Source organism: Rhodococcus sp. Z6_132 (assembly GCF_058133635.1).
On sequence record NZ_JBYUNP010000001.1, the window covers coordinates 592240 to 611969 of the forward strand.

Sequence of the window (19730 nt, forward strand, 5' to 3'; positions counted from 1 at the left end):
GCTCCGACCCTAGTTGGCGGGCCGGTCTCCCCGGTCAGGCGTCGGTGTCTGCTGGAACATCGGTGCCTCCGCGGCCATCGGTGTCTCCGTGGCCATCGGTGTCTCCGTGGCCATCGGTGTCCTCCTGGACGTCGACCACGTACATCCGGGTGCGCGAGCGGTCGGCGAACCGGTCCTCGTCCGCGGCGATGGCTCGACCCACCTCGGTGCCGGCGGAGTCGGCGATCATCTGGTCGAAGCCGGCGCGGTCGTCGAAGTAGATCTCGGTGACCACGTCGAAGTCGGGCACCGGCGCGGTCGGCGAGCCCAGCACGCTCTCGTGCTGGAGGAAGTTGCGGCGGTAGGCCCGGATCTGCGGGTGCAGCTCACGGATTAGCCGCGCATGGGTGCTGCCGTAGTAGGCCATGAACTCCGCGCGGGAGGTACCGGGCTTGCGGGTCAGCAGGGCGACAGCCTTGAACACGACGCGGCTCCTCCACTAGGGGTGTGGCGCCAAGGTAGGCCGCGGCCGAGCCCGGAACCGGCCGCGTCCCGGCCAGCGGGCGCCGCCTCGCTCAGCGCGGGCCGGGAACGGTGATCTCCCCGGCGACGGCCCGGGCGGCGATGTCGCTGCGGAAGTGCCCGCCGGGCAGGTGCACCTGCGCCATCCGCCGGTAGGCGTCCTCGCGCGCGGCGGCCAGGTCGGCGCCGGTGCCCACCACGCTGAGCACCCGTCCACCGGCGGAGACCACGGTGCCCTCCGGGCGGGCCACGGTGCCGGCGTGCAGCACGCTCTCCTCGTCGGCGCCGCTGATGACGTCACCCGTGCGTGGCTTGCCGGGGTAGTTCTCCGCCGCCAGCACCACGGTGACCGCGGCGCCGGGGGCCCACTCCAGGCCGGTGTGCTCGGCCAGGCTGCCGGTGGCGGTGGCGTGCAGCAGCTCGCCCAGCGGCGTGCGCAGCAGGGCCAGCACCGACTGGGTCTCCGGGTCACCGAAGCGGCAGTTGAACTCCACCACCGCCGGCCCGGCCGCACCCAGCGCGAAGCCGGCGTAGAGCAGCCCGGAGAACCCACAGCCCCGGCGCACCAGCTCCGCGGCGACCGGCTTGACGGTGTTCTCCACCAGGTCCTCGACCATGCCCTCGGGCGCCCAGGGCAGCGGCGCGTAGGCACCCATGCCGCCGGTGTTGGGGCCGGTGTCGCCGTCGCCCACCCGCTTGGCGTCCTGGGCGGGCAGCAGCGGCACCACCGTCTCGCCGTCGACCAGGCAGAACAGGGAGACCTCGGGGCCGTCCAGGTAGCTCTCCAGCAGCACCGGGTGGCCGTCCTCCAGCAGCGATGCGGCGTGCCGGCGGGCGGCGTCGCGATCCTCGGTGACCACCACGCCCTTGCCCGCCGCCAGCCCGTCGTCCTTGACCACCCAGTGCGGGCCGAAGCGGTCCAGCGCGGCATCGAGGTCGGCCGGGCTGTCCACGATCTCGCTGTGCGCGGTGCGCACCCCGGCCGCGGCCATGACGTCCTTGGCGAACGCCTTGGAGCCCTCGATGCGGGCGGCCTGGCGGGAGGGTCCGAAGCAGGCGATGCCCGCGGCGCGCACGGCGTCGGCCACCCCCAGCACCAGCGGCACCTCGGGACCGATGACCACCAGGTCGGCAGCCAGGCGACGAGCCATGGCGGTGACCGCCTCGGGATCGGCCACGTCCACCGGGTGCTGCTCGGCCACGTGGGCCGTGCCCGCGTTGCCCGGGGCGCAGAAGAGCTCGGTCACCCCGGGATCACGGCGCAGGGCCAGCAGCAGAGCGTGTTCACGGGCACCGGAGCCGATCACGAGTACGCGCACAGCGGTACAGGTTACGGGGCGACGTCGGCGCCACGGCGCCGGCATCTGCCTGGTCAGGGCTTGCGCAGCACCGTCACGGAGAAGTCGGCGTCGGCGTGCCAGGGCCGCAGGTCCCAGGTGGCGAACCGCTGCTCCACCACGAAGCCGGCGGCGACGGCGTGGGTGTCCAGCTCCTCCACGGTGTAGCCGCGGCCAGCACCGAAGCCGATCACCGCGACGCCGTCGGAGCGCAGGTGCGCCGCCATCCGCACCAGCACCTCAGGCGCGGTGCCCGGGCGCAGGTAGGGCATCACGTTGCCGGCGCAGACCAGGGCGTCGAAGGGCTCGGGCTCCCCCAGCTCGGCCAGGTCCAGCTCGGACAGGTCGGCCACCAGCCAGCGTGGCCCGGGGTGGTCGGCCTCCGCGGCCTCGATCAGCTGCGGGTCGGCGTCCACGCCCACCACCTGGTGCCCGCGGGCGGCGAGCTCGGCGCCCACCCGCCCGGGGCCGCAGCCGGCGTCGAGCACCCGGGCGCCGCGGGGCAGCATCGCGTCCAGCGTGCGCGCCTCGCCGACCAGGTCGGCCCCCTCGGTGGCGAGCGTGCGGAACCGGTCGATGTACCACTGGGAGTGCCCGGCGTCGTGCGCCGTCACCCACCGCGTCGGCTTGCTCATGCGGCCACGGTATCCCCCACGCAGACGGCCGGGCCGGTCGCCGTCCCGCGAGGGAGCGACGTCCGGCCCGGTCGTGGGTCAGCGCGGCAGCGCGTCGCTAGTCAGCCGCGACGAGGGGGTACACGCCGTTCTCGTCGTGCACCTCCTTGCCGGTGACCGGCGGGTTGAACACGCAGAACATGCGCATCCGCGTGGTCGGCTCCACGGTGTGGCGCTCGTGCCCGTTGAGCAGGTACATGGTTCCCGGAGCCAGCGGGTAGACCTCGCCCGTCTCGCGGTCGGTCAGCGTGCCCTCGCCCTCGACGAGCCACACCGCCTCGATGTGGTTGGCGTAGTGGAAGTCGTTCACCGTGCCCGGCTCGATGACGGTCTCGTGGAAGGAGAACCCCACGCCGTCACCGCCGAGCACGATGCGCTTGCTCGCCCACTGGCCGTTCGGCGCCGTGACGTCGCGGTCGGTGCCGGTGATCTCGTCGATGGTGCGGACAATCATGCTGCCTCCGATGTGTTGACGGTAGGGAAAGCTGGTGCGGGCCTTGCCCGGTCAGGAGCTGACGGTGGCGGTGGCCTCGGCCAGGATCTTCAGGCCGTGGTCGAGCTCGTCGGCGGTGATGGTCAGCGCGGGCAGCAGCTTGACCACCTCGTCGGACGGCCCCGCCGTCTCGGCCAGCAGGCCGTTGTCGAAGGCCAGCGAGCAGACCTTGCCGGCCAGGTCGGCGTCGGCGAAGACCAGGCCCTGGGCCAGACCACGACCACGGGTGCTCACGCCCGGGTGCTCGGCGGCCAGCGCGGCGAACGCGTCGTGCACCTGCTTGCCCTTGACCAGGGTCTCCCGCTGCAGGGTGTCGTCGGACCAGAACTGCTCCAGCGCCACGGTGGCCGTGACGAAGGCGGGGTTGTTGCCACGGAAGGTGCCGTTGTGCTCGCCGGGCTCCCAGACGTCCAGCTCGGGCTTGAACAGGGTCAGCGCCATCGGCATGCCGTAGCCGCTGATGGACTTGGACAGGCAGACGATGTCGGGGGTGATGCCCGCCTCCTCGAAGGAGAAGAACGGACCGGTGCGCCCGCAACCCATCTGCACGTCGTCGACGATGAGCAGGATGTCGCGCTTGGCGCAGAGCTCGGCCAGCGAGCGCAGCCACGACGCGCGCGCCACGTTCACGCCGCCCTCACCCTGCACGGTCTCCACGATGACCGCGGCGGGGCGGTTGAAGCCGCTGCCGGAGTCGTCGAGCACCCGCTCCATCCAGTCGAAGTCGGAGTTCTCGCCGTCGCTCTCGGACAGGTAGTGGTCGTAGGGCATCGGGGTGGAGTGCACCAGCGGGATGCCGGCACCGCCCCGCTTCATCGAGTTGCCGGTGACCGACAGCGCGCCCAGCGTCATGCCGTGGAAGGCGTTGGTGAAGTTGATGATGGCCTCGCGGCCGGTCACCTTGCGCGCCAGCTTGAGCGCGGACTCCACGGTGTTGGTGCCGGTCGGGCCGGGGAACTGCACCTTGTAGTCCAGCCCGCGCGGGCTCAGCACCCGGTCGGAGAAGGTCTGCAGGAAGTTGCGCTTGGCCACGGTGGACATGTCCAGCCCGTGGGTGACGCCGTCGCGGCCGAGGTACTCCAGCAGGGCCTGCTTGAGGACCGGGTGGTTGTGGCCGTAGTTCAGCGCTCCGGCCCCGGCGAAGAAGTCGAGGTACTCCGTGCCGTCCTCGCTCCGCATCCAGGATCCCTGGGCGGTGTCGAACACGGCGGGCCACCCACGGCTGTAGCTGCGCACATCTGATTCGAGCGTCTCGAAGATTGAAGTCACGATCATCCTCCGTGTCGGTGGCCGACGGTGTAGAGATCCTCGGCCTCGTGGCTGTCCGGAAAGTGCTCCGGTCGAAACAGTTCCTCGGTGCTGATGGGCACGCCGCGCCGGCGTGCCAGAGCGGCGAACAGGGCCTGCGACGCCTCGTTGTCGGGGCTGATCGTGGTCTCCAGGCGGACGACTCCCGCGGTGGCCAGCCGGTCGAGCACGCCGTCGAGCATGCGGCCGGCCACTCCCTTGCCGCGCTGGTCGGCGTCCACCGCCACCTGCCAGACGAACAGCGTGTCCTGGCGGTCCGGGCGTCGGTAGCCGGTGACGAAGCCGACGACCCGATCGTGGTCCAGCGCGACGATCGAGGTGCCGGAGAAGTCGCGACCCCACAGCACGTAGGCGTAGGCGGAGTTCACGTCCAGCACCTGCGAGTCGCGGGCGATCTCCCACATCCGGGTGCCGTCACCGGGGCCGGGAGCACGAAACGAGAGGCCGTCGGACGGCCCTGGGGAGCTTGGGTCGGCAGCAGCGGGCGGGGTCGTACCTGTGTCAGGGGGAGTCATACGGTGTTCGAACGTAACAAAGGTGCCGCGCGCGAGTCACGTAACATGTTGGAAACAGTGAGATGCACTACACCCGGGCATTTCCGACATTCTCCCCACGCCCGAGGTCAGCGCCGGAGTCCTGCAGGTCACCGGGTCAGTGACCGACGGCCCGTCGAACACCTGCGCAGCCGCCCTCGCGCGCCGAACCGGGCGGCGCGGCGGGGTCCCGACCCTGTTGGCCCGGGACCCCGCGGGCGCCGCTCTCAGCCAGCGAGGACGTCGTGCCGGACGATGGTCTCGTCCCGGCCGGGACCGACCCCGATGCACGACACCCGGGCGCCGCAGAGCTCCTCGATGCGCAGCACGTAGGCCTGGGCGTTGGCGGGCAGCTCCTCGAAGGTGCGGGCACCGCTGATGTCCTCGAACCAGCCCGGCATCTCCTCGTAGACCGGCACGGCGTGGTGCACGTCCGACTGGGTCATCGGCATGTCCTCCACCCGCACCCCGTCCACCTCGTAGGCCACGCAGATCGGCACCGTCTCCAGGCCCGACAGCACGTCGAGCTTGGTGAGGAAGTAGTCGGTGATGCCGTTGACGCGGGTGGCGTAGCGGCCGATGACGGCGTCGAACCAGCCGCAGCGGCGGGCGCGGCCGGTGGTGACCCCCACCTCGCCGCCCTTCTTGCTGAGGAACTCGCCCATCTCGTCGTGCAGCTCGGTGGGGAACGGACCGGAGCCGACGCGGGTGGTGTACGCCTTGAGGATGCCCAGCACCGTGGTGATGCGGGTGGGGCCGATGCCCGAGCCGACCGACGCGCCGCCGGCGGTGGGGTTCGAGGAGGTGACGTAGGGGTAGGTGCCGTGGTCGACGTCGAGGAGGGTGCCCTGGCTGCCCTCCAGCAGCACCGTCTCGCCGCGCTCCAGCGCCTCGTTGAGCTGCAGGCGGGTGTCGGCGATGCGGTGCTTGAAGCCCTCCGCCTGCTCCAGCACCTCCGCGACCACCTGGTCGGGGTCGAGCGCGCGCCGGTTGTAGATCTTGGACAGCACCTGGTTCTTGAACTCCAGGGCCGCCTCGACCTTCTGGCGCAGGATCTTCTCGTCCAGCACGTCGGCCACGCGCACACCCACGCGGGCGATCTTGTCCTGGTAGGCCGGTCCGATGCCGCGGCCGGTGGTGCCGATCTTGGCGTTGCCCAGGAAGCGCTCGGTGACCTTGTCGATGGCCACGTGGTAGGGCATCAGCAGGTGCGCGTCGGCGGAGAGCAGCAGCCGGGAGGTGTCCACCCCGCGCTCCTCCAGCCCGGCCAGCTCGGCCAGCAGCACGCCGGGGTCCACCACCACGCCGTTGCCGATGACGTTGGTGACGTCAGGGGTGAGGATCCCGGAGGGGATGAGGTGCAGGGCGAAGTTCTCCCCGGTGGGCAGGACCACCGTGTGTCCCGCGTTGTTGCCACCCTGGTAGCGGACCACCCACTGGACCCGCTCGCCCAGTAGATCGGTGGCCTTGCCCTTGCCCTCGTCGCCCCACTGGGCGCCGATGAGGACGACTGCCGGCATGTTCTGCTCCCTGCATGTGCATGATCGTGTTGACGCGGCGCACGTCAGTGGGCGCCGGAAGAACCCTAGACCAGGAGCTCGCGGGTGCGGACTGTAGTGCTGACCTGCGGCGGAACGACGCCGCCGCAGGAGCTTGCCCAGATGACGGCTGTACCGGTGCTCGCGCGGCCGGGCAAGGACGAGGTGGACCCGCTGCTGGGCGAGGCCGAGCGGCTGGTGGTGGTGGGCGATGACGCCGACCTGGCGGCGGTGCTCACCCGGCTGCTGCGCACCGAGCGGCTCGACGTCGAGCTGGCCCACGTGAGCCCGCGACCGAGCGCGGCGACCCGGTGCTGGGGGCTGCCCGCCGGGGCCGCCGCTGCCGCGCTGGCGCTCACCGGCACCGCCCGCCCACGCCCGCTGGCCCGCGACGACGCCGGCATCGCGCTGGTCGGACGGGCCAGCATCACCGGGCCCGACGGCGAACGGCTCACCGGCGAGACCTACGCCGACAACACCCGGGTGTTCACCGGCACCAGCGCCGGGCTGTGGATCGAGCCGAGCGGGGACGAGCCGGGGCTGCGGGTGGCCGAGCAGCGGCGCTGGCGCCCGCGGTGGGTCACCGGCCGGGCCGTGCAGACCGGTTCCACGGGGCTGGTGCTCACCCGCGACGGCGTGCAGCACGAGCGGGTGCTCAAGCGCTCCACGTTCTACCGGCACACCACCGACTGGCTGCTCGTGGGCTGAGGGGCTCGCCGCTCAGCGGTCCAGGTTCTCCACGTCCGGCGGAACGGCGGGGTGCTCGACCGTGGGCGGCAGGCTGGCCAGCGCCGAGACGCGGCTGGCCCCGGCCACCCGCAGCAGGTCCACCACGGCGGAGCGCAGCTGACCGACCACCACCCGCACCGACAGACCACCGCTGGCTCCGAGGTCGCTGGTCAGCCCGGCCGCCACCTGCCGCAGCTGCAGTGCCGCGGGGCCCAGCTCGGGCACCTCCTCGCGCGCGGAGCACACCGCGGCCCGCAGCGTGGCCATCGCCGCAGCGGTGCCCTCCACCTGCGCCACCAGCCGCGGCTCGACCTGCTCGTGGTCGCGCACCGCCGCCAGCGACCGCCGGGCCAGCACCCGCAGGTTGCGGGCGGTGTTGTCCAGCGGGGTGGCGGTGGCGTCCAGCTGGGCCAGGCGCTGCCGCGAGCGCCAGCGCAGCGGGGCGATGCGGGCCAGCTCCCGCCCGGCGGCGAGGTTGGCGCGCAGGCTGTCGAGGCTGCCCTGGGTGGACCGCGCCCGGCGCAGCGCCTCGAGCACGGGCGCCTCCTCGGCGTCGGTGAGTCCGCGGGCCACCAGGTGCAGCGAGGCCATCAGCTCGTCGAGCACCTTGGCCACGTCGCTGCGGGCCGAGCGCACCGGATCGGCCGGTATCAGCGACATCACCACGATGCCCACGACACCACCGACGAGGGCGTCCACGAAGCGGTTGACGCCGGCTGAGCCCCCCGGCGGCAGCAGGGTGGCGACCAGCACGGCCGAGGTGCCGGCCTGCAGGGTGAACACCCCGCCGCCGTCGAGCAGCAGCGCGGTGGTCATGGCCAGCAGCACCACCACGCTGATCTGCCAGGCGCCGCTGCCGATCACCGAGATCAGCAGGTCGCCCACCAGGATGCCCACGCTGACCCCGGCCACCAGCTCGACGGCGCGGCGCAGCCGGGCACCCAGGGAGACCCCCAGGCACACCACGGCGGCGATGGGCGCGAAGAACGGCTCCGCGTGACCGACGACGTCGCGGGCCAGGAACCAGGCCAGCCCAGCGGCCAGGGCGCACTGCAGCACCGCCAGCTCGGTGGCGCGCAGCCGCCGCACCCGGGTCTGCAGAGCCGGGTGCAGCCGGTCGAACAGACGCCGCAGCACCGCCGGGAGGTGGATCAGGCGAGGCCGAGCTGCACGGCGGCCTCGGGATCGCAGTCGTTGAGCAGCGTCAGGCAGCGAGCCTGCTCGTCGGTCTCGCCGATGGCGGTGGCGGCCTTGGTCAGCGCGGCCACGGCGCGCAGGAAGCCACGGTTGGGCTCGTGCGAGTACGGCACCGGGCCGAAGCCCTTCCAGCCGTTGCGGCGCAGCTGGTCCAGACCACGGTGGTAGCCGGTCCGGGCGAAGGCGTAGGCGGTGACGGGCTCGCCGGCCTCGAGGGCGCCCTCGGCGAGGGTGGCCCAGGCGATGCTGGCGGCGGGGTGCTCGGCGGCCACGGCCACGGGGTCGGTGCCCTCGCGCAGAGCGGCTTCCGCCTCGGGGTCGCCGGGCAGCAGGGTGGGCTGGGGGCCAAGCAGATCGGGGTAGGTCATGGGCCCATCATGCCCCGCAGCCGGACGGGCAGGCACCCGGTGCCCCACCCCCAGCACTCAGGGCCCGCAACGCCCCGCGCGAGCGCGGAGAACGGCGTTGCGGGCCCTGAGTGCCGAACGAGGGGGCGGGTCAGCCCTTCGACTGACCAGCCGAGCGGAGGTTCTCGCAGGCCTCGACGACGCGGGCGGCCATGCCACCCTCGGCCTTCTTGAGGTAGCTGCGCGGGTCGTAGACCTTCTTGTTGCCCACCTCGCCGTCGATCTTGAGCACGCCGTCGTAGTTGCCGAGCATGTGCCCGGCGATGGGGCGGGTGAAGGCGTACTGGGTGTCGGTGTCCACGTTCATCTTGATGACGCCGTAGCCCAGCGCCTCGTGGATCTCCGACAGCAGCGAGCCCGAGCCGCCGTGGAAGACCAGGTCGAAGGGCTTGGCGTCGGCGGGCAGGCCGAGCTTCTCCGCGGCCACCCGCTGACCCTCGGCGAGCACCTCCGGGCGCAGCTTGACGTTGCCCGGCTTGTAGACGCCGTGCACGTTGCCGAAGGTGGCGGCCAGCAGGTAGCGCGAGCCGGTGTCGCCGCCGCCGAGCGCCTCGACGGTCTTCAGGTAGTCGTCCGCGGTGGTGTACAGCTTGTCGTTGATCTCGTTGTCGACGCCGTCCTCCTCGCCACCGACCACGCCGATCTCCACCTCCAGGATGATCCGCGCGGCCGCGGTGGCGGCCAGCAGGTCCTTGGCGATCTCCAGGTTCTCCTCCAGCGGCACCGCGGAGCCGTCCCACATGTGCGACTGGAACAGCGGGTTGCGCCCGGCGTCCACGCGCTCCTTGCTGATGGCGATGAGCGGGCGGACGTAGCTGTCCAGCTTGTCCTTGGGGCAGTGGTCGGTGTGCAGCGCCACGTTGATGGAGTACTTCTCGGCCACGACGTGCGCGAACTCCGCCAGCGCCACGGCCCCGGTGACCATGTCCTTCACCCCGGTGCCCGAGCCGAACTCCGCGCCACCGGTGGAGAACTGGATGATGCCGTCGCTGCCGGCGTCGGCGAAGCCCTTCAGCGCAGCGTTGATCGTCTCCGAGGACGTGCAGTTGATGGCCGGGTAGGCGAACGAGCCGGCCTTGGCCCGGTCGAGCATGTCGGCGTAGACCTCTGGGGTGGCGATCGGCATCGTTGACGGTCCTCCTTGAGCGACGGCACCCGCGCACGCCGTGGTGGTGGCGCACGGGCAGTAATTGACAGTCAGTATGACAACTTGCCCCCACGGAAGGGCAAGGGACCAACGGCTCGCCGGTATCGTGGGCGCGGTGACCCCAGCCAGCACCGCCGTCCTGTCCGTGGGCCCGGAGTTCATCCAGCCGAACTACCTGCTCGAGAACTTCGGCTTCGCCGGACTGCTGACCGTGGTCTTCGTGGAGTGCGCCCTGCTCTTCGGCTTCTTCCTCCCGGGCGACTCGCTGCTGTTCACCGCCGGGCTCATCTCCACCGGGGACGCGGTGCTCGCCGGGCACCCGGTCCCCTCGATCGCCCCGGTGTGGCTGCTGATGCTCACGGTGCCGATCGCGGCCATCGCCGGTGACCAGGTCGGCTACTTCATCGGCCGCAAGGCCGGGCCGGCCATCTTCAACCGGGAGGACTCCCGGTTCTTCAAGCGCAAGTACGTGGCTGACGCGCACGAGTTCTTCGACAAGCACGGCCCCAAGGCCATCATCCTGGCCCGCTTCGTGCCCATCGTGCGCACCTTCATGCCGGTCACCGCCGGGGTGGCCAAGATGCGCTACCGCACCTTCGTCACCTACAACATCGTCGGTGGCGTGCTCTGGGGTGCCGGGGTCATCCTGCTGGGACGACTGCTGGGCAACGTGGACTTCGTGAGCAAGAACATCGAGGCCATCCTGCTGCTCATCGTGGCGCTGTCGGTGGTGCCGATCCTCGTCGAGGTCCTCCGCAACCGCCGGGCGTCCACGCGGGCCAGGACCCAGGCCGATGCAGCTGTGCGCGCCGACGCCGCCAGCGCTGCCGTCCCGACCGACGACGCGTCGGCGCAGGACGAGAGCGGCGGTACCGCCCGCGGGACCGCCGCCGTCTGACGTGCCGCCGGGCGCCCAGCTCGTCGCGGCGACCTACGGTCCGCTGGAGACCGCGGGCCCGGTGCTGGTGTGGGTGATCGTGCTGGGCTTCGTGCTGCTGGAGTGCGCCTTCATCGTCGGGCTGTTCCTCCCCGGCGACTCGCTGCTGCTCACCGCCGGCGTGGTGCTGGCCGCGCACCACAGCGAGCACCAGGCGTGGTGGCTGGCGGGCACGGCGACGGTGGTGGCCATCGTCGGCAACCAGGTGGGCTACCAGGTGGGCACGCACGCCGGCACCAAGGTCCTCGCCCGCAAGGGCGGCCGGGTGCTCAACCGCAAGAACCTGCTGCGCGCCACCGACCTGATGCACCGCTACGGCTTCTGGGCCGTGGTGATCGCCCGCTGGATCCCCTGGGTGCGCACCCTGGCGCCGATGCTCGCCGGGGCCGCGCACATGAACCCGCGGCGCTACCTGCTGGCCAGCAGCCTGGGTGCGCTGATCTGGGTGCCCACCCTGCTGCTGCTCGGCTACTACGGTGCCGGGTTGCTCGACACCGTCCCGTGGCTGCTGCACACCGCCGTCGCCGTGCTGGTGGTGCTGCTGGTGGTGGGCACCGCGTGGGGGTTGTTCCGCTACCGCCAGGAGGTGGAGCGCCCGGAGGACCCCGACGTGGTGCCCGCCCCCGACCTGCCGGCGCTGGACCACTAGCCCCCGCTCAACCGGGCAGGGTGGCGGCAGCCTCCAGCAGCATCCACGCCGACAGCTGCACCGAGAGGTCCCGCCGGCCGGCCAGCGGTGGCTGCGCCCAGCTGGGGCCGAACACCGGTCGTCCCGCCACCTCGTCGCGGTGGCGCCACGCGGCGTCGGCGGAGCTGAGCACCAACCGGCGGGCCGTGGCCCGGGCCTGCGCGTCGGCGTCGTCGTCGCCGGGCAGCTGGCGGGCGACCACGGCCAGGTAGCGCGCCAGGATGCCGGCGAACAGCCCGCCGTCCCCGCCGCCGGCACCCACCAGCACGCCGCTGGGCGCCAGGTGGGTCTGCACCGCGCGCACCAGTCGGTGCACCCGACGCGCGTGCACGGCGGCGCCGGTGCGCACCGCCAGCTCGGTCTCCGCCCCCAGCACCACGCCCTGGCAGTAGGTGTACTTGGTGACCTCCACCACCGCGCCGGCCGCACCAGGACGCAGCCCGTCGCAGACCAGGCCGGTGGCGGGGTCCAGCAACCGGGTGTGCAGCCAGTCGGCGGTGTCCGCGGCCGCCGACACGCGGCCGCTGCGCGCGAAGAGGATGGCCGCCGGCCCGTTGGCGGGGGTGTTGCGGAAGTCGTCCCCGCGCCGCCACGGGATGCCCTGCCCGCCGGCCTGCTGGTAGGCCTGCTGCAGCTCGACCAGCAGGGCCTGCGACCCGCGCGGGTGCGCCACCGCCAGCTCGGTGTCGGCGCGCTGCAGGGCCAGCGCCAGCCAGGCCATGTCGTCGTAGTAGCTGTTGGTCCAGCTGCCGAGGTTGCGCACCTGGATGCCCCGGGCCACCTCCCGCACCCGGCGGGTCCGCTGCGGGTCGGGCTCGCGGGTGGCCGCGTCCACCAGGCAGTCCAGCAGGTGCGCCTGCCACCAGTAGCACCACTTGGCGAACGTGCGGTGCTCCGGCGCCGGGGGCACCACCATCAGCCCCAGCGCGGTGCCGGGCAGCCCCCACAGCGGCCGCAGGTGGTGGTGCAGCACCGCGTCCTCGGCGGCGGCGGCCCGCTGCGCCCAGGTGCTCACCAGGCTTGGCGCAGGTCAGCGTGCTGGCGCACCCAGGTGTGCATGGCGATGCCCGCAGCCACCCCGGCGTTGATGCTGCGGGTGGAGCCGAACTGGGCGATGGACACCGTGAGCGTGGCGTGCTCGACGGCCTCCGGGCTCACCCCGGGACCCTCCTGGCCGAACAGCAGCAGGCAGTGCCGGGGCAGCTCGGTGGTCTCCAGCGGCTGCGCGCCCGGGGTGTTGTCCACCGCCACCACGGTCAGCCCTTGCGCGCGGGCGTAGCCGGCCAGGGTGGGGACGTCCGGGTGGTGGTGCACGTGCTGGTAGCGGTCGGTGACCATGGCGCCACGGCGGTTCCACCGCTTGCGGCCCACGATGTGCACGGCCGCTGCCGCGAAGGCGTTGGCGGTGCGCACCACGGTGCCGATGTTGCCGTCGTGACCGAAGTTCTCGATGGCCACGTGCAGCGGGTGCCGGCGGGTGTCCAGGTCGGCGACGATGGCCTCGCGCCGCCAGTACCGGTAGGCGTCCACGACGTTGCGCCGATCGCCCTCGGCCAGCAGCTCAGGGTCGTAGCGCGGGTCCTCCGGCAGCGGCCCCACCCAGGGACCCACGCCGACCGGCGCCTGCGCCCACTCGGTGGGCCCGGCCTCGGAGACCGCTGAAGCCTCCGCGGCGTCCACCACGTGCTCGCTCACTGCTCTCCCGCGTGGATGGCGCTCAGGCCAGCCCGAGGTCAGCCAGGGTGAGCAGCGACCGGTACTCCAGCCCCTGCTCGGCGATCACCGCGTCGGCGCCGGTGGCCCGGTCCACCACGGTGGCCACGCCGACCACCTCCGCACCCACCTCGCGCAGCGCGGCGACGGCGGTGAGCGGGGAGTTTCCCGTGGTGGTGGTGTCCTCCACCACCAGCACCCGGCGACCCGCCACGTCCGGGCCCTCGATGAGGCGCTGCATGCCGTGCGTCTTGGTGGACTTGCGCACCACGAAGGCGTCCAGGCCGGTGCCCGCGTGCAGCATGGCGGTGGCCACCGGGTCAGCACCCAGGGTCAGCCCGCCCACCGCGGTGAAGTCCCAGTCGGCGGTCAGCTCGCGCAGCAGCCGGCCGATCAGCGGGCTGGCCTCGTGGTGCAGCGTGGCCCGGCGCAGGTCCACGTAGTAGTCGGCCTCCGCGCCGGAGGACAGCGTGACCTTGCCGTGCACCACTGCGAGGTCGCGGACCAGCTCGGCGAGGCGGGCACGGGCGGCAGGATCCACGGCGGCAGGCATGGCGCTCACGCTACCGAGGCGGCGGCCTGAGCAGCCAGGCGGTGCTCAGCCGTGTCCGCGAGATCAGCTGCGGCCGCGGGCGTTGCCCACGCGGGTGGCCGCCCAGCGCAGGGCGCCGCGCGGCAGCAGGTGGGAGGCCCCGACCAGCGCCTTGTACTGCCGGCCGGGCACGGAGACCACCCTGCCGCGGCGCAGGTCGGCCAGGCTTGCGTGGACGACGTCGTCGGGCTGCAGCCACAGCCGGTCGGAGGTGGAGCTCATGTCGATGCCGGCGCGGGCGTGGAACTCGGTGCGCACAAACCCTGGGCACAGCGCCTGCACCTGCACGCCGGTGCCGACCAGCCCACCGGCGAGACCCTCGGAGAAGGAGATCACCCACGCCTTGCTGGCCGAGTAGGTGGAGCCCCGCCCAGGAACCAGGCCGGCGACGCTGGCCACGTTGACCACCGCGCCGCTGCCCGCGGCGATCATCGCCGGCAGCGCAGCCCTGCTCAGCTGCATGACGGCGGTGACGTTGACGTCCAGCTGAGCCTGCAGCTGCTCGGGGTCGGTGGTCCAGAACTCCCCCGAGGTGGCGAAGCCGGCGTTGTTCACCAACAGGTCCAGGCCCTGGCGGGCGCGGTCAGCCACGACGGCGCGGTCCTCGGCGCGGGTGAGGTCGGCGGTGAGCACGGTGGCGGTGCTGCGGTGGCGGCTGCTCAGCTCCGCGGCCAGCGCCTCCAGCTTGGCGGTGTCCCGGGCCACCAGCACCAGGTCGTAGCCGTCGGCGGCCAGGCGGCGGGCGAACGCGGCGCCGATGCCGGAGGTGGGACCGGTGACGAGGGCGGTGCGGGAGGTCATGGCCGAGAGGCTAGCTGCGCACCGGTGGTCAGACCGGCTGGGTGGCGGGCAGGCCGTGCGCCAGCTCGCCCAGGCGCCCCAGCAGCGCCAGCACGTCGTCCCACCGCTCGGGTCCCGCGGTGGGGTCCAGCGCGGCCAGCGCCCAGCCGCCCTCCACCCAGAGCACGGCGAGGTCGTAGCCGGCGGCGTCGACCAGCTCCACCAGCTGGTCGTCCACCACGGCGCGGGCCGCCTCGAGGTCGTTGGTGAAGGCGTAGCGCTCTCCCACCGGGCCCAGCAGGTCCAGCCCGGACGCCAGGCCGGCGCTGCCGGTGGACACCGAGCCCTGGCGCAGCTCCAGCACCACCTCGGACTCACTCGGCCGGCGCACCGCCAGCACCGTGCAGGCGGTGGCGCCGGCGCGCTGCAGGTCGAACAGGTGCACTGGCCGGCCGTCGTCGACCAGGCTCACCACCTGCACCGCGCGGCCTGCGTCGCTGTCGGCGAAGACCCCGTGGCGCCACCACCCGGCGAGGGCAGGGTCGGCCTCCTGGTGGCGGCCGCCGTGCTCCTGCGCCCACTGGCGGCGCGCACGGCCACCGGCGGTGCTGCGGCGGGCGTCCAGCGCCAGCACGGCCAGACCCACCGCCAGCAGCACGACGCCGGCGACGACCAGGGCTGTGCTCATCGGGCGCTCACGCCCGACACCCTAACCGTCGCCGGCGTCGGCGAGGGACCGCTGCGGAGGGCGACTCAGGCGACCGGCTCGGGTGCGCCCACCACCAGCGCCGCCCCGTCCGGCGCCACGTCCACCGCGACGGTGTCACCGTCGTGCACCTTGCCGCCCAACAGCTCTCGGGCCAGCTGGTCACCGATGGCGTGCTGCACCAGGCGCCGCAGGGGCCGGGCGCCGTACTGCGGGTCGAACCCGCGCTCGGCCAGCCAGGTGCGGGCCGCCGCGGAGACCTGCAGGGTGAGCCGGCGGGCCTCCAGCCGCTTGGCCAGCGCGGCCAGCTGGATGTCCACGATGTGCTCGAGCTGGGCCTCGGTGAGCGCGTCGAAGACCAGCACGTCGTCCAGGCGGTTGACGAACTCCGGCTTGAACGCCCGGCGCACCGCCTCCATCACCTGCTCCTTGGTGCCGCCGGCCCCCAGGTTGGAGGTGAGCACCAGGATGGTGCTGCGGAAGTCCACCGTGCGGCCCTGGCCGTCGGTGAGGCGGCCGTCGTCGAGCACCTGCAGCAGGATGTCGAAGACGTCCGGGTGCGCCTTCTCCACCTCGTCGAAGAGCACCACCGTGTACGGCCGGCGGCGCACCGCCTCGGTCAGCTGGCCACCGGCGTCGTAGCCGACGTAGCCCGGGGGCGCCCCCACCAGCCGGGCGACGGAGTGCTTCTCGCCGTACTCGCTCATGTCGATGCGCACCATGGCGCGCTCGTCGTCGAAGAGGAACTCCGCCAGCGCCTTGGCCAGCTCGGTCTTGCCGACGCCGGTGGGGCCGAGGAACAGGAACGATCCCGTCGGCCGGTCCGGGTCGGCCACCCCGGCCCGGGCGCGGCGGACGGCGTCGCTGACCGCGGCGACGGCCGCCTCCTGGCCCACCACCCGGGAGCCGATGACCTCCTCCATGCGCAGCAGCTTGGCGGTCTCGCCCTCCAGCAGCCGTCCGGCCGGGATGCCCGTCCAGGCGGAGACCACGTCGGCCACGTCGTCCGGCCCGACCTCCTCCTTGAGCAGCACGTCGCCGTCGGTGGCCACGCTGGTGGCCTCGGCGAGCTTGCGCTCCAGCTCGGGGATGCGGCCGTAGCGCAGCTCCGCGGCCCGGCCGAGGTCGCCGTCGCGCTCAGCCCGCTCGGACTCCCCGCGCAGCGTCTCCAGCTGCTCCTTGAGCTCGCGCACCCCCTCGATGGCTTTCTTCTCGTTCTGCCAGCGGGCGCTGAGGGCGTTGAGCCGCTCCCGGGCGTCGGCGAGCTCACCGCGCAGCGTCTCCAGCCGGTCCTGCGAGGCGGCGTCGCTCTCCGAGGACAGCGCCACCTCCTCGATCTCCAGGCGGCGCACCTCGCGCTCCACCTCGTCCACCTCCACCGGCCGGGAGTCGATCTCCATGCGCAGCCGCGAGGCCGCCTCGTCCACCAGGTCGATGGCCTTGTCCGGCAGGAATCGGGCGGTGATGTAGCGGTCGGACAGGGTGGCCGCGGCCACCAGCGCGCTGTCGGTGATGCGCACGCCGTGGTGCACCTCGTAGCGCTCCTTGAGCCCGCGCAGGATGCCCACGGTGTCGGGCACGCTGGGCTCGCCCACGAAGACCTGCTGGAAGCGGCGCTCCAGGGCAGCGTCCTTCTCGATGTGCTTGCGGTACTCCTCCAGCGTGGTAGCCCCCACCAGGCGCAGCTCCCCGCGGGCGAGCATCGGCTTGATCATGTTGCCCGCGTCCATGGCGCCCTCCCCGGTGGCGCCGGCGCCGACGATGGTGTGCAGCTCGTCGATGAAGGTGATGACCTCGCCGGCACTGGCCTGGATGTCGGCGAGCACCGCCTTGAGGCGCTCCTCGAACTCGCCGCGGTACTTGGCACCGGCGACCATGGAGCCCAGGTCGAGGGAGATCACCCGGCGGCCGCGCAGGCTGTCGGGCACGTCGCCGGCGATGATGCGCTGGGCGAGGCCCTCCACGATGGCGGTCTTGCCCACGCCCGGCTCACCGATGAGCACCGGGTTGTTCTTGGTGCGGCGGCTGAGCACCTGCACCACCCGGCGAATCTCCGCGTCGCGGCCGATCACCGGGTCCAGCTCACCGTCGCGGGCGCGGGCGGTGAGGTCGGAGCCGTATTTCTCCAGTGCCTGGTAGCTGCCCTCCGGGTCGGGGCTGGTGACCCGGGCGGAGCCGCGCACGGTGGTGAAGGCCTCGCGCAGGGCCTGCGCGGTGGCGCCGTGGCCCACCAGCAGCTTGGCCACGTCGGAGTCACCCTCGGCCAGGCCGACCAGCAGGTGCTCGGTGGAGACGTACTCGTCGCCCATCGACTCGGCCAGCTGCTGGGCGGCGTTGAGGGCCCGCAGCGCCGGGCGGTCGAGCTGCGGCGCGGCGACGGTGGCCCCGGACGCGGCGGGGATGCGCCGCAGCAGGGTCTCGGCCTCGGCGCGCACGGCGGCCGGGTCGGCGCCGACGGCGGTCAGCAGCGGTCCGGTGATGCCGTCGCTGACTCCGAGCAGGCTGACCAGCAGGTGCGCGGGCCGCACGTCGGGGTGTCCGGCGCTGGTCGCTGACTGCACAGCGGTCGACAGCGCCTGCTGCGTCTTGGTCGTCGGCGTGAAGGAGTCCACTGATCCACCTCATGGTCTGCTCGTGCTGCGCCCGAAGGCCCTGCAAGGTCCAACGTCAACAAACCTTAGTCTGTTCCGCTCAAGTCTAGGCGTTGCCCTGCGGCCGTTGCGATTCCGGTGGTCGGAACTTCCCGGTTCCACCCCGCCCGCCGGCTCCGTAGCATCCGCGCCCATGGAGAAGCTGGTGTACGCGCTGTGGCCCCGCCCGGACGAGCCCGCCGCGGGCGAGCCCTCAGCAGGCTGGGCGGAGCGGCTGCGCGGCGAGGTGGCCGAGCAGCTCACCGCCGCCGGCGCCCGGGGCGTGCAGGTGAACGTCTCCGACGACGCGGTGGCCACGGCGATGCTGCGGATCACCACCTTCGATGTTCCCATCAGCGCCGTGGTCAGCGTGTGGGTGGACACCGTCGCCGGCCCGGTCCGGCCCGCCCTGGAGCAGCTGCTGGCCGAGGTCAGCGGACGCATCGCCGGCTACCTGGTCACCGAGTCGGTGCCGATGGCTCCGCAGTGGGAGCCGGGTGCGCGCGGCTACGGCTTCACCAACGTCGCCTTCCTGCGCCGCCCGGCCGAGCTGGACCCGGCGACCTGGCTGGACCGCTGGCAGAACCACCACACCGCGGTGGCCATCGAGACCCAGGAGACCCGCGGCTACGTGCAGAACGTGGTGGTGCGCGCGCTCACTCCCGACGCCCCGGTGGTGGACGGCATCGTGGAGGAGGTCTTCCGCCCCGAGGCGCTGCAGGACGTGCACGCCTTCTACGGCTCGGGCGGCGACGACGCCGAGCTCGCTCGCCGGCTGCAGGCCATGGCGGCCAGCGTCGACACCTTCGGCGCCGCCCAGGGCATCGACGTGGTGCCCACCAGCCGCTACGTGCTGACCTCCCCCACCCCGTGCCCCACCCTCAGCTAGGAGCAGCAACCGTGGCCCCACGCACCGTCCTCGTCACCGGCGCCCAGTCGGGCATCGGCCGCGCCACCGCGCTGCTGCTGGCCCAGCAGGGCTGGCGGGTGGGCGCGTTCGACCTCACGGTCCCCGACCTGGCCGAGGCTCCGGAGGCCGCCGGCGCGGCGGTGCCCATCCACTGCGGGCGCCTGGACGTCACCAGCACCGCCGACTGGGAGCAGGCGCTGACCGAGCTGACCGCTGGCACCGGGGGCGTGCTCGACGCCCTGGTGAACAACGCCGGGGTCATCTCCGCAGGCACGTTCGTGGAGCAGGACGTGGACACCCACCTGCGCCTGGTGCAGGTCAACGTGGGCGGGGTGATCCGCGGCGCCCGGCTGGCCTACCCGTACCTGCTGCGCTCCCCCCAGGCGCACCTGCTCAACCTGGCCTCGGCGTCGGCGATGTACGGCCAGCCCGGCCTCGCGGTGTACGGCGCCACGAAGTCGGCGGTCAAGAGCCTCACCGAGGCCCTGGACATCGAGTGGCGCGGCACCGGGATCACCGTCACCTCGCTGTGGCCGCTGTTCGTCCGGACCGCCATGGTGGACGAGATCAAGGACCTGGGCACCACCCGCAGGCTCGGCGTCCGGCTGGGCCCGGAGGACGTGGCCCGCCAGGTGCACCGCGTGCTGTCCGGCCGCCGCCGGGTGCGCTCGCCGCACGTGATGGTGGGTGCGCAGACCAGGCTGGCGGCCCCGCTCACCCGGATGACCCCGTACTGGCTCAACCGCCAGGTGATCGGCTGGCTCAACCGCTGAGCACCAACGGGTGGCCGCAGCAGCAGACGCGCCCTACTGTGCAGGAAGCGTTTCGCTGACAGCGCTGTCCCCGTCTTGGCCGTCGCCGCCGAGCCGGCGTCACCGCTGTTCGGACGAACTCCACGAAGATGATGCGG

The 19730-nt window shown here is 72.8% G+C and carries 21 protein-coding genes; 5 read left to right on the top strand and 16 right to left on the bottom strand.

Features of this window, described 5'->3' with window-relative positions:
- Nucleotides 1-34: 34 nt before the first annotated feature.
- The 7 genes from AC3YO9_RS02755 to AC3YO9_RS02785 all read right to left on the bottom strand — a co-directional run bounded on the left by AC3YO9_RS02755 (nucleotide 35) and on the right by AC3YO9_RS02785 (nucleotide 6366).
- Nucleotides 35-463 carry an EthD domain-containing protein gene (locus AC3YO9_RS02755; RefSeq protein ID WP_489982047.1) on the bottom strand — a complete coding sequence of 143 codons (429 nt, stop codon included), beginning with the start codon at nucleotides 461-463 and terminating at the stop codon, nucleotides 35-37.
- A 91-nt stretch (nucleotides 464-554) separates the two neighbouring features.
- Nucleotides 555-1820 carry a phosphoribosylamine--glycine ligase gene (purD, locus tag AC3YO9_RS02760; RefSeq protein ID WP_489982048.1) on the bottom strand — a complete coding sequence of 422 codons (1266 nt, stop codon included), beginning with the start codon at nucleotides 1818-1820 and terminating at the stop codon, nucleotides 555-557.
- 53 nt (nucleotides 1821-1873) lie between these two features.
- A complete protein-coding gene (locus tag AC3YO9_RS02765) occupies nucleotides 1874-2473 on the bottom strand; it encodes a class I SAM-dependent methyltransferase (RefSeq protein ID WP_489982049.1) in 600 nt (199 codons plus the stop codon).
- 97 nt (nucleotides 2474-2570) lie between these two features.
- On the bottom strand, nucleotides 2571-2966 hold the full coding sequence (locus AC3YO9_RS02770) for an ectoine synthase (RefSeq protein WP_127784214.1): 396 nt from the start codon (nucleotides 2964-2966) through the stop codon (nucleotides 2571-2573).
- Between the two features lie 51 nt (nucleotides 2967-3017).
- Complete coding sequence (gene ectB / locus AC3YO9_RS02775) at nucleotides 3018-4280, bottom strand: diaminobutyrate--2-oxoglutarate transaminase (protein ID WP_127784215.1); 1263 nt, start codon at nucleotides 4278-4280, stop codon at nucleotides 3018-3020.
- The gene (gene ectA / locus AC3YO9_RS02780; RefSeq protein WP_489982050.1) at nucleotides 4277-4828 is read right to left on the bottom strand and encodes a diaminobutyrate acetyltransferase; all 552 of its coding nucleotides are present in this window, start codon (nucleotides 4826-4828) and stop codon (nucleotides 4277-4279) included. Before ectA ends, ectB begins: the two co-directional genes overlap by 4 nt.
- A gap of 245 nt (nucleotides 4829-5073) precedes the next feature.
- Nucleotides 5074-6366 (bottom strand): adenylosuccinate synthase, encoded by a 1293-nt coding sequence (locus AC3YO9_RS02785; RefSeq protein WP_127784217.1) that lies wholly within the window; start codon nucleotides 6364-6366, stop codon nucleotides 5074-5076.
- A gap of 141 nt (nucleotides 6367-6507) precedes the next feature.
- Between AC3YO9_RS02785 and AC3YO9_RS02790 the strand changes: the two genes are divergently transcribed.
- Complete coding sequence (locus tag AC3YO9_RS02790; RefSeq protein WP_489982051.1) at nucleotides 6508-7092, top strand: hypothetical protein; 585 nt, start codon at nucleotides 6508-6510, stop codon at nucleotides 7090-7092.
- Between the two features lie 12 nt (nucleotides 7093-7104).
- Here AC3YO9_RS02790 and AC3YO9_RS02795 read toward each other — a convergent pair whose 3' ends face one another.
- From AC3YO9_RS02795 to fbaA, 3 genes are all read right to left on the bottom strand, one after another.
- A complete protein-coding gene (locus tag AC3YO9_RS02795; RefSeq protein ID WP_489982052.1) occupies nucleotides 7105-8250 on the bottom strand; it encodes an FUSC family protein in 1146 nt (381 codons plus the stop codon).
- Between the two features lie 14 nt (nucleotides 8251-8264).
- Complete coding sequence (locus tag AC3YO9_RS02800) at nucleotides 8265-8678, bottom strand: DUF3151 domain-containing protein (protein WP_127784219.1); 414 nt, start codon at nucleotides 8676-8678, stop codon at nucleotides 8265-8267.
- 130 nt (nucleotides 8679-8808) lie between these two features.
- Entirely contained in the window at nucleotides 8809-9843 is a 1035-nt protein-coding gene (gene fbaA, locus AC3YO9_RS02805; RefSeq protein ID WP_127784220.1) for a class II fructose-bisphosphate aldolase, read from the bottom strand.
- 136 nt (nucleotides 9844-9979) lie between these two features.
- Between fbaA and AC3YO9_RS02810 the strand changes: the two genes are divergently transcribed.
- Together AC3YO9_RS02810 and AC3YO9_RS02815 are read left to right on the top strand one after the other, a co-directional pair.
- Nucleotides 9980-10762, top strand: a complete 783-nt coding sequence (locus AC3YO9_RS02810; protein ID WP_241249258.1) for a DedA family protein — start codon at nucleotides 9980-9982, stop codon at nucleotides 10760-10762.
- Nucleotide 10763: 1 nt separating this feature from the next.
- Nucleotides 10764-11450: a DedA family protein gene (locus AC3YO9_RS02815; RefSeq protein ID WP_241249260.1), complete on the top strand. Its 687-nt coding sequence runs from the start codon at nucleotides 10764-10766 to the stop codon at nucleotides 11448-11450.
- A gap of 7 nt (nucleotides 11451-11457) precedes the next feature.
- On the opposite strand, the gene AC3YO9_RS02820 is transcribed toward AC3YO9_RS02815, so the two are convergent.
- The 6 genes from AC3YO9_RS02820 to clpB all read right to left on the bottom strand — a co-directional run bounded on the left by AC3YO9_RS02820 (nucleotide 11458) and on the right by clpB (nucleotide 17892).
- Nucleotides 11458-12507, bottom strand: a complete 1050-nt coding sequence (locus AC3YO9_RS02820) for a glycoside hydrolase family 76 protein (protein ID WP_489982559.1) — start codon at nucleotides 12505-12507, stop codon at nucleotides 11458-11460.
- Nucleotides 12501-13184, bottom strand: a complete 684-nt coding sequence (locus AC3YO9_RS02825; protein WP_489982053.1) for a TrmH family RNA methyltransferase — start codon at nucleotides 13182-13184, stop codon at nucleotides 12501-12503. Before AC3YO9_RS02825 ends, AC3YO9_RS02820 begins: the two co-directional genes overlap by 7 nt.
- 22 nt (nucleotides 13185-13206) lie before the next feature.
- Nucleotides 13207-13755 carry an orotate phosphoribosyltransferase gene (pyrE, locus tag AC3YO9_RS02830; protein WP_489982054.1) on the bottom strand — a complete coding sequence of 183 codons (549 nt, stop codon included), beginning with the start codon at nucleotides 13753-13755 and terminating at the stop codon, nucleotides 13207-13209.
- Between the two features lie 63 nt (nucleotides 13756-13818).
- Nucleotides 13819-14595 carry an SDR family NAD(P)-dependent oxidoreductase gene (locus AC3YO9_RS02835; RefSeq protein ID WP_489982055.1) on the bottom strand — a complete coding sequence of 259 codons (777 nt, stop codon included), beginning with the start codon at nucleotides 14593-14595 and terminating at the stop codon, nucleotides 13819-13821.
- Between the two features lie 28 nt (nucleotides 14596-14623).
- On the bottom strand, nucleotides 14624-15262 hold the full coding sequence (locus tag AC3YO9_RS02840) for a hypothetical protein (RefSeq protein ID WP_489982056.1): 639 nt from the start codon (nucleotides 15260-15262) through the stop codon (nucleotides 14624-14626).
- A gap of 65 nt (nucleotides 15263-15327) precedes the next feature.
- Nucleotides 15328-17892 carry an ATP-dependent chaperone ClpB gene (gene clpB, locus AC3YO9_RS02845; RefSeq protein ID WP_489982057.1) on the bottom strand — a complete coding sequence of 855 codons (2565 nt, stop codon included), beginning with the start codon at nucleotides 17890-17892 and terminating at the stop codon, nucleotides 15328-15330.
- Between the two features lie 172 nt (nucleotides 17893-18064).
- Here clpB and AC3YO9_RS02850 point away from each other — a divergent pair, with 172 nt between their 5' ends.
- The gene (locus AC3YO9_RS02850) at nucleotides 18065-18799 is read left to right on the top strand and encodes an EthD domain-containing protein (protein ID WP_489982058.1); all 735 of its coding nucleotides are present in this window, start codon (nucleotides 18065-18067) and stop codon (nucleotides 18797-18799) included.
- Between the two features lie 11 nt (nucleotides 18800-18810).
- Nucleotides 18811-19593, top strand: coding sequence for an SDR family oxidoreductase (locus AC3YO9_RS02855; RefSeq protein ID WP_489982059.1), 783 nt, complete (start codon nucleotides 18811-18813; stop codon nucleotides 19591-19593).
- Nucleotides 19594-19730: the final 137 nt, after the last annotated feature.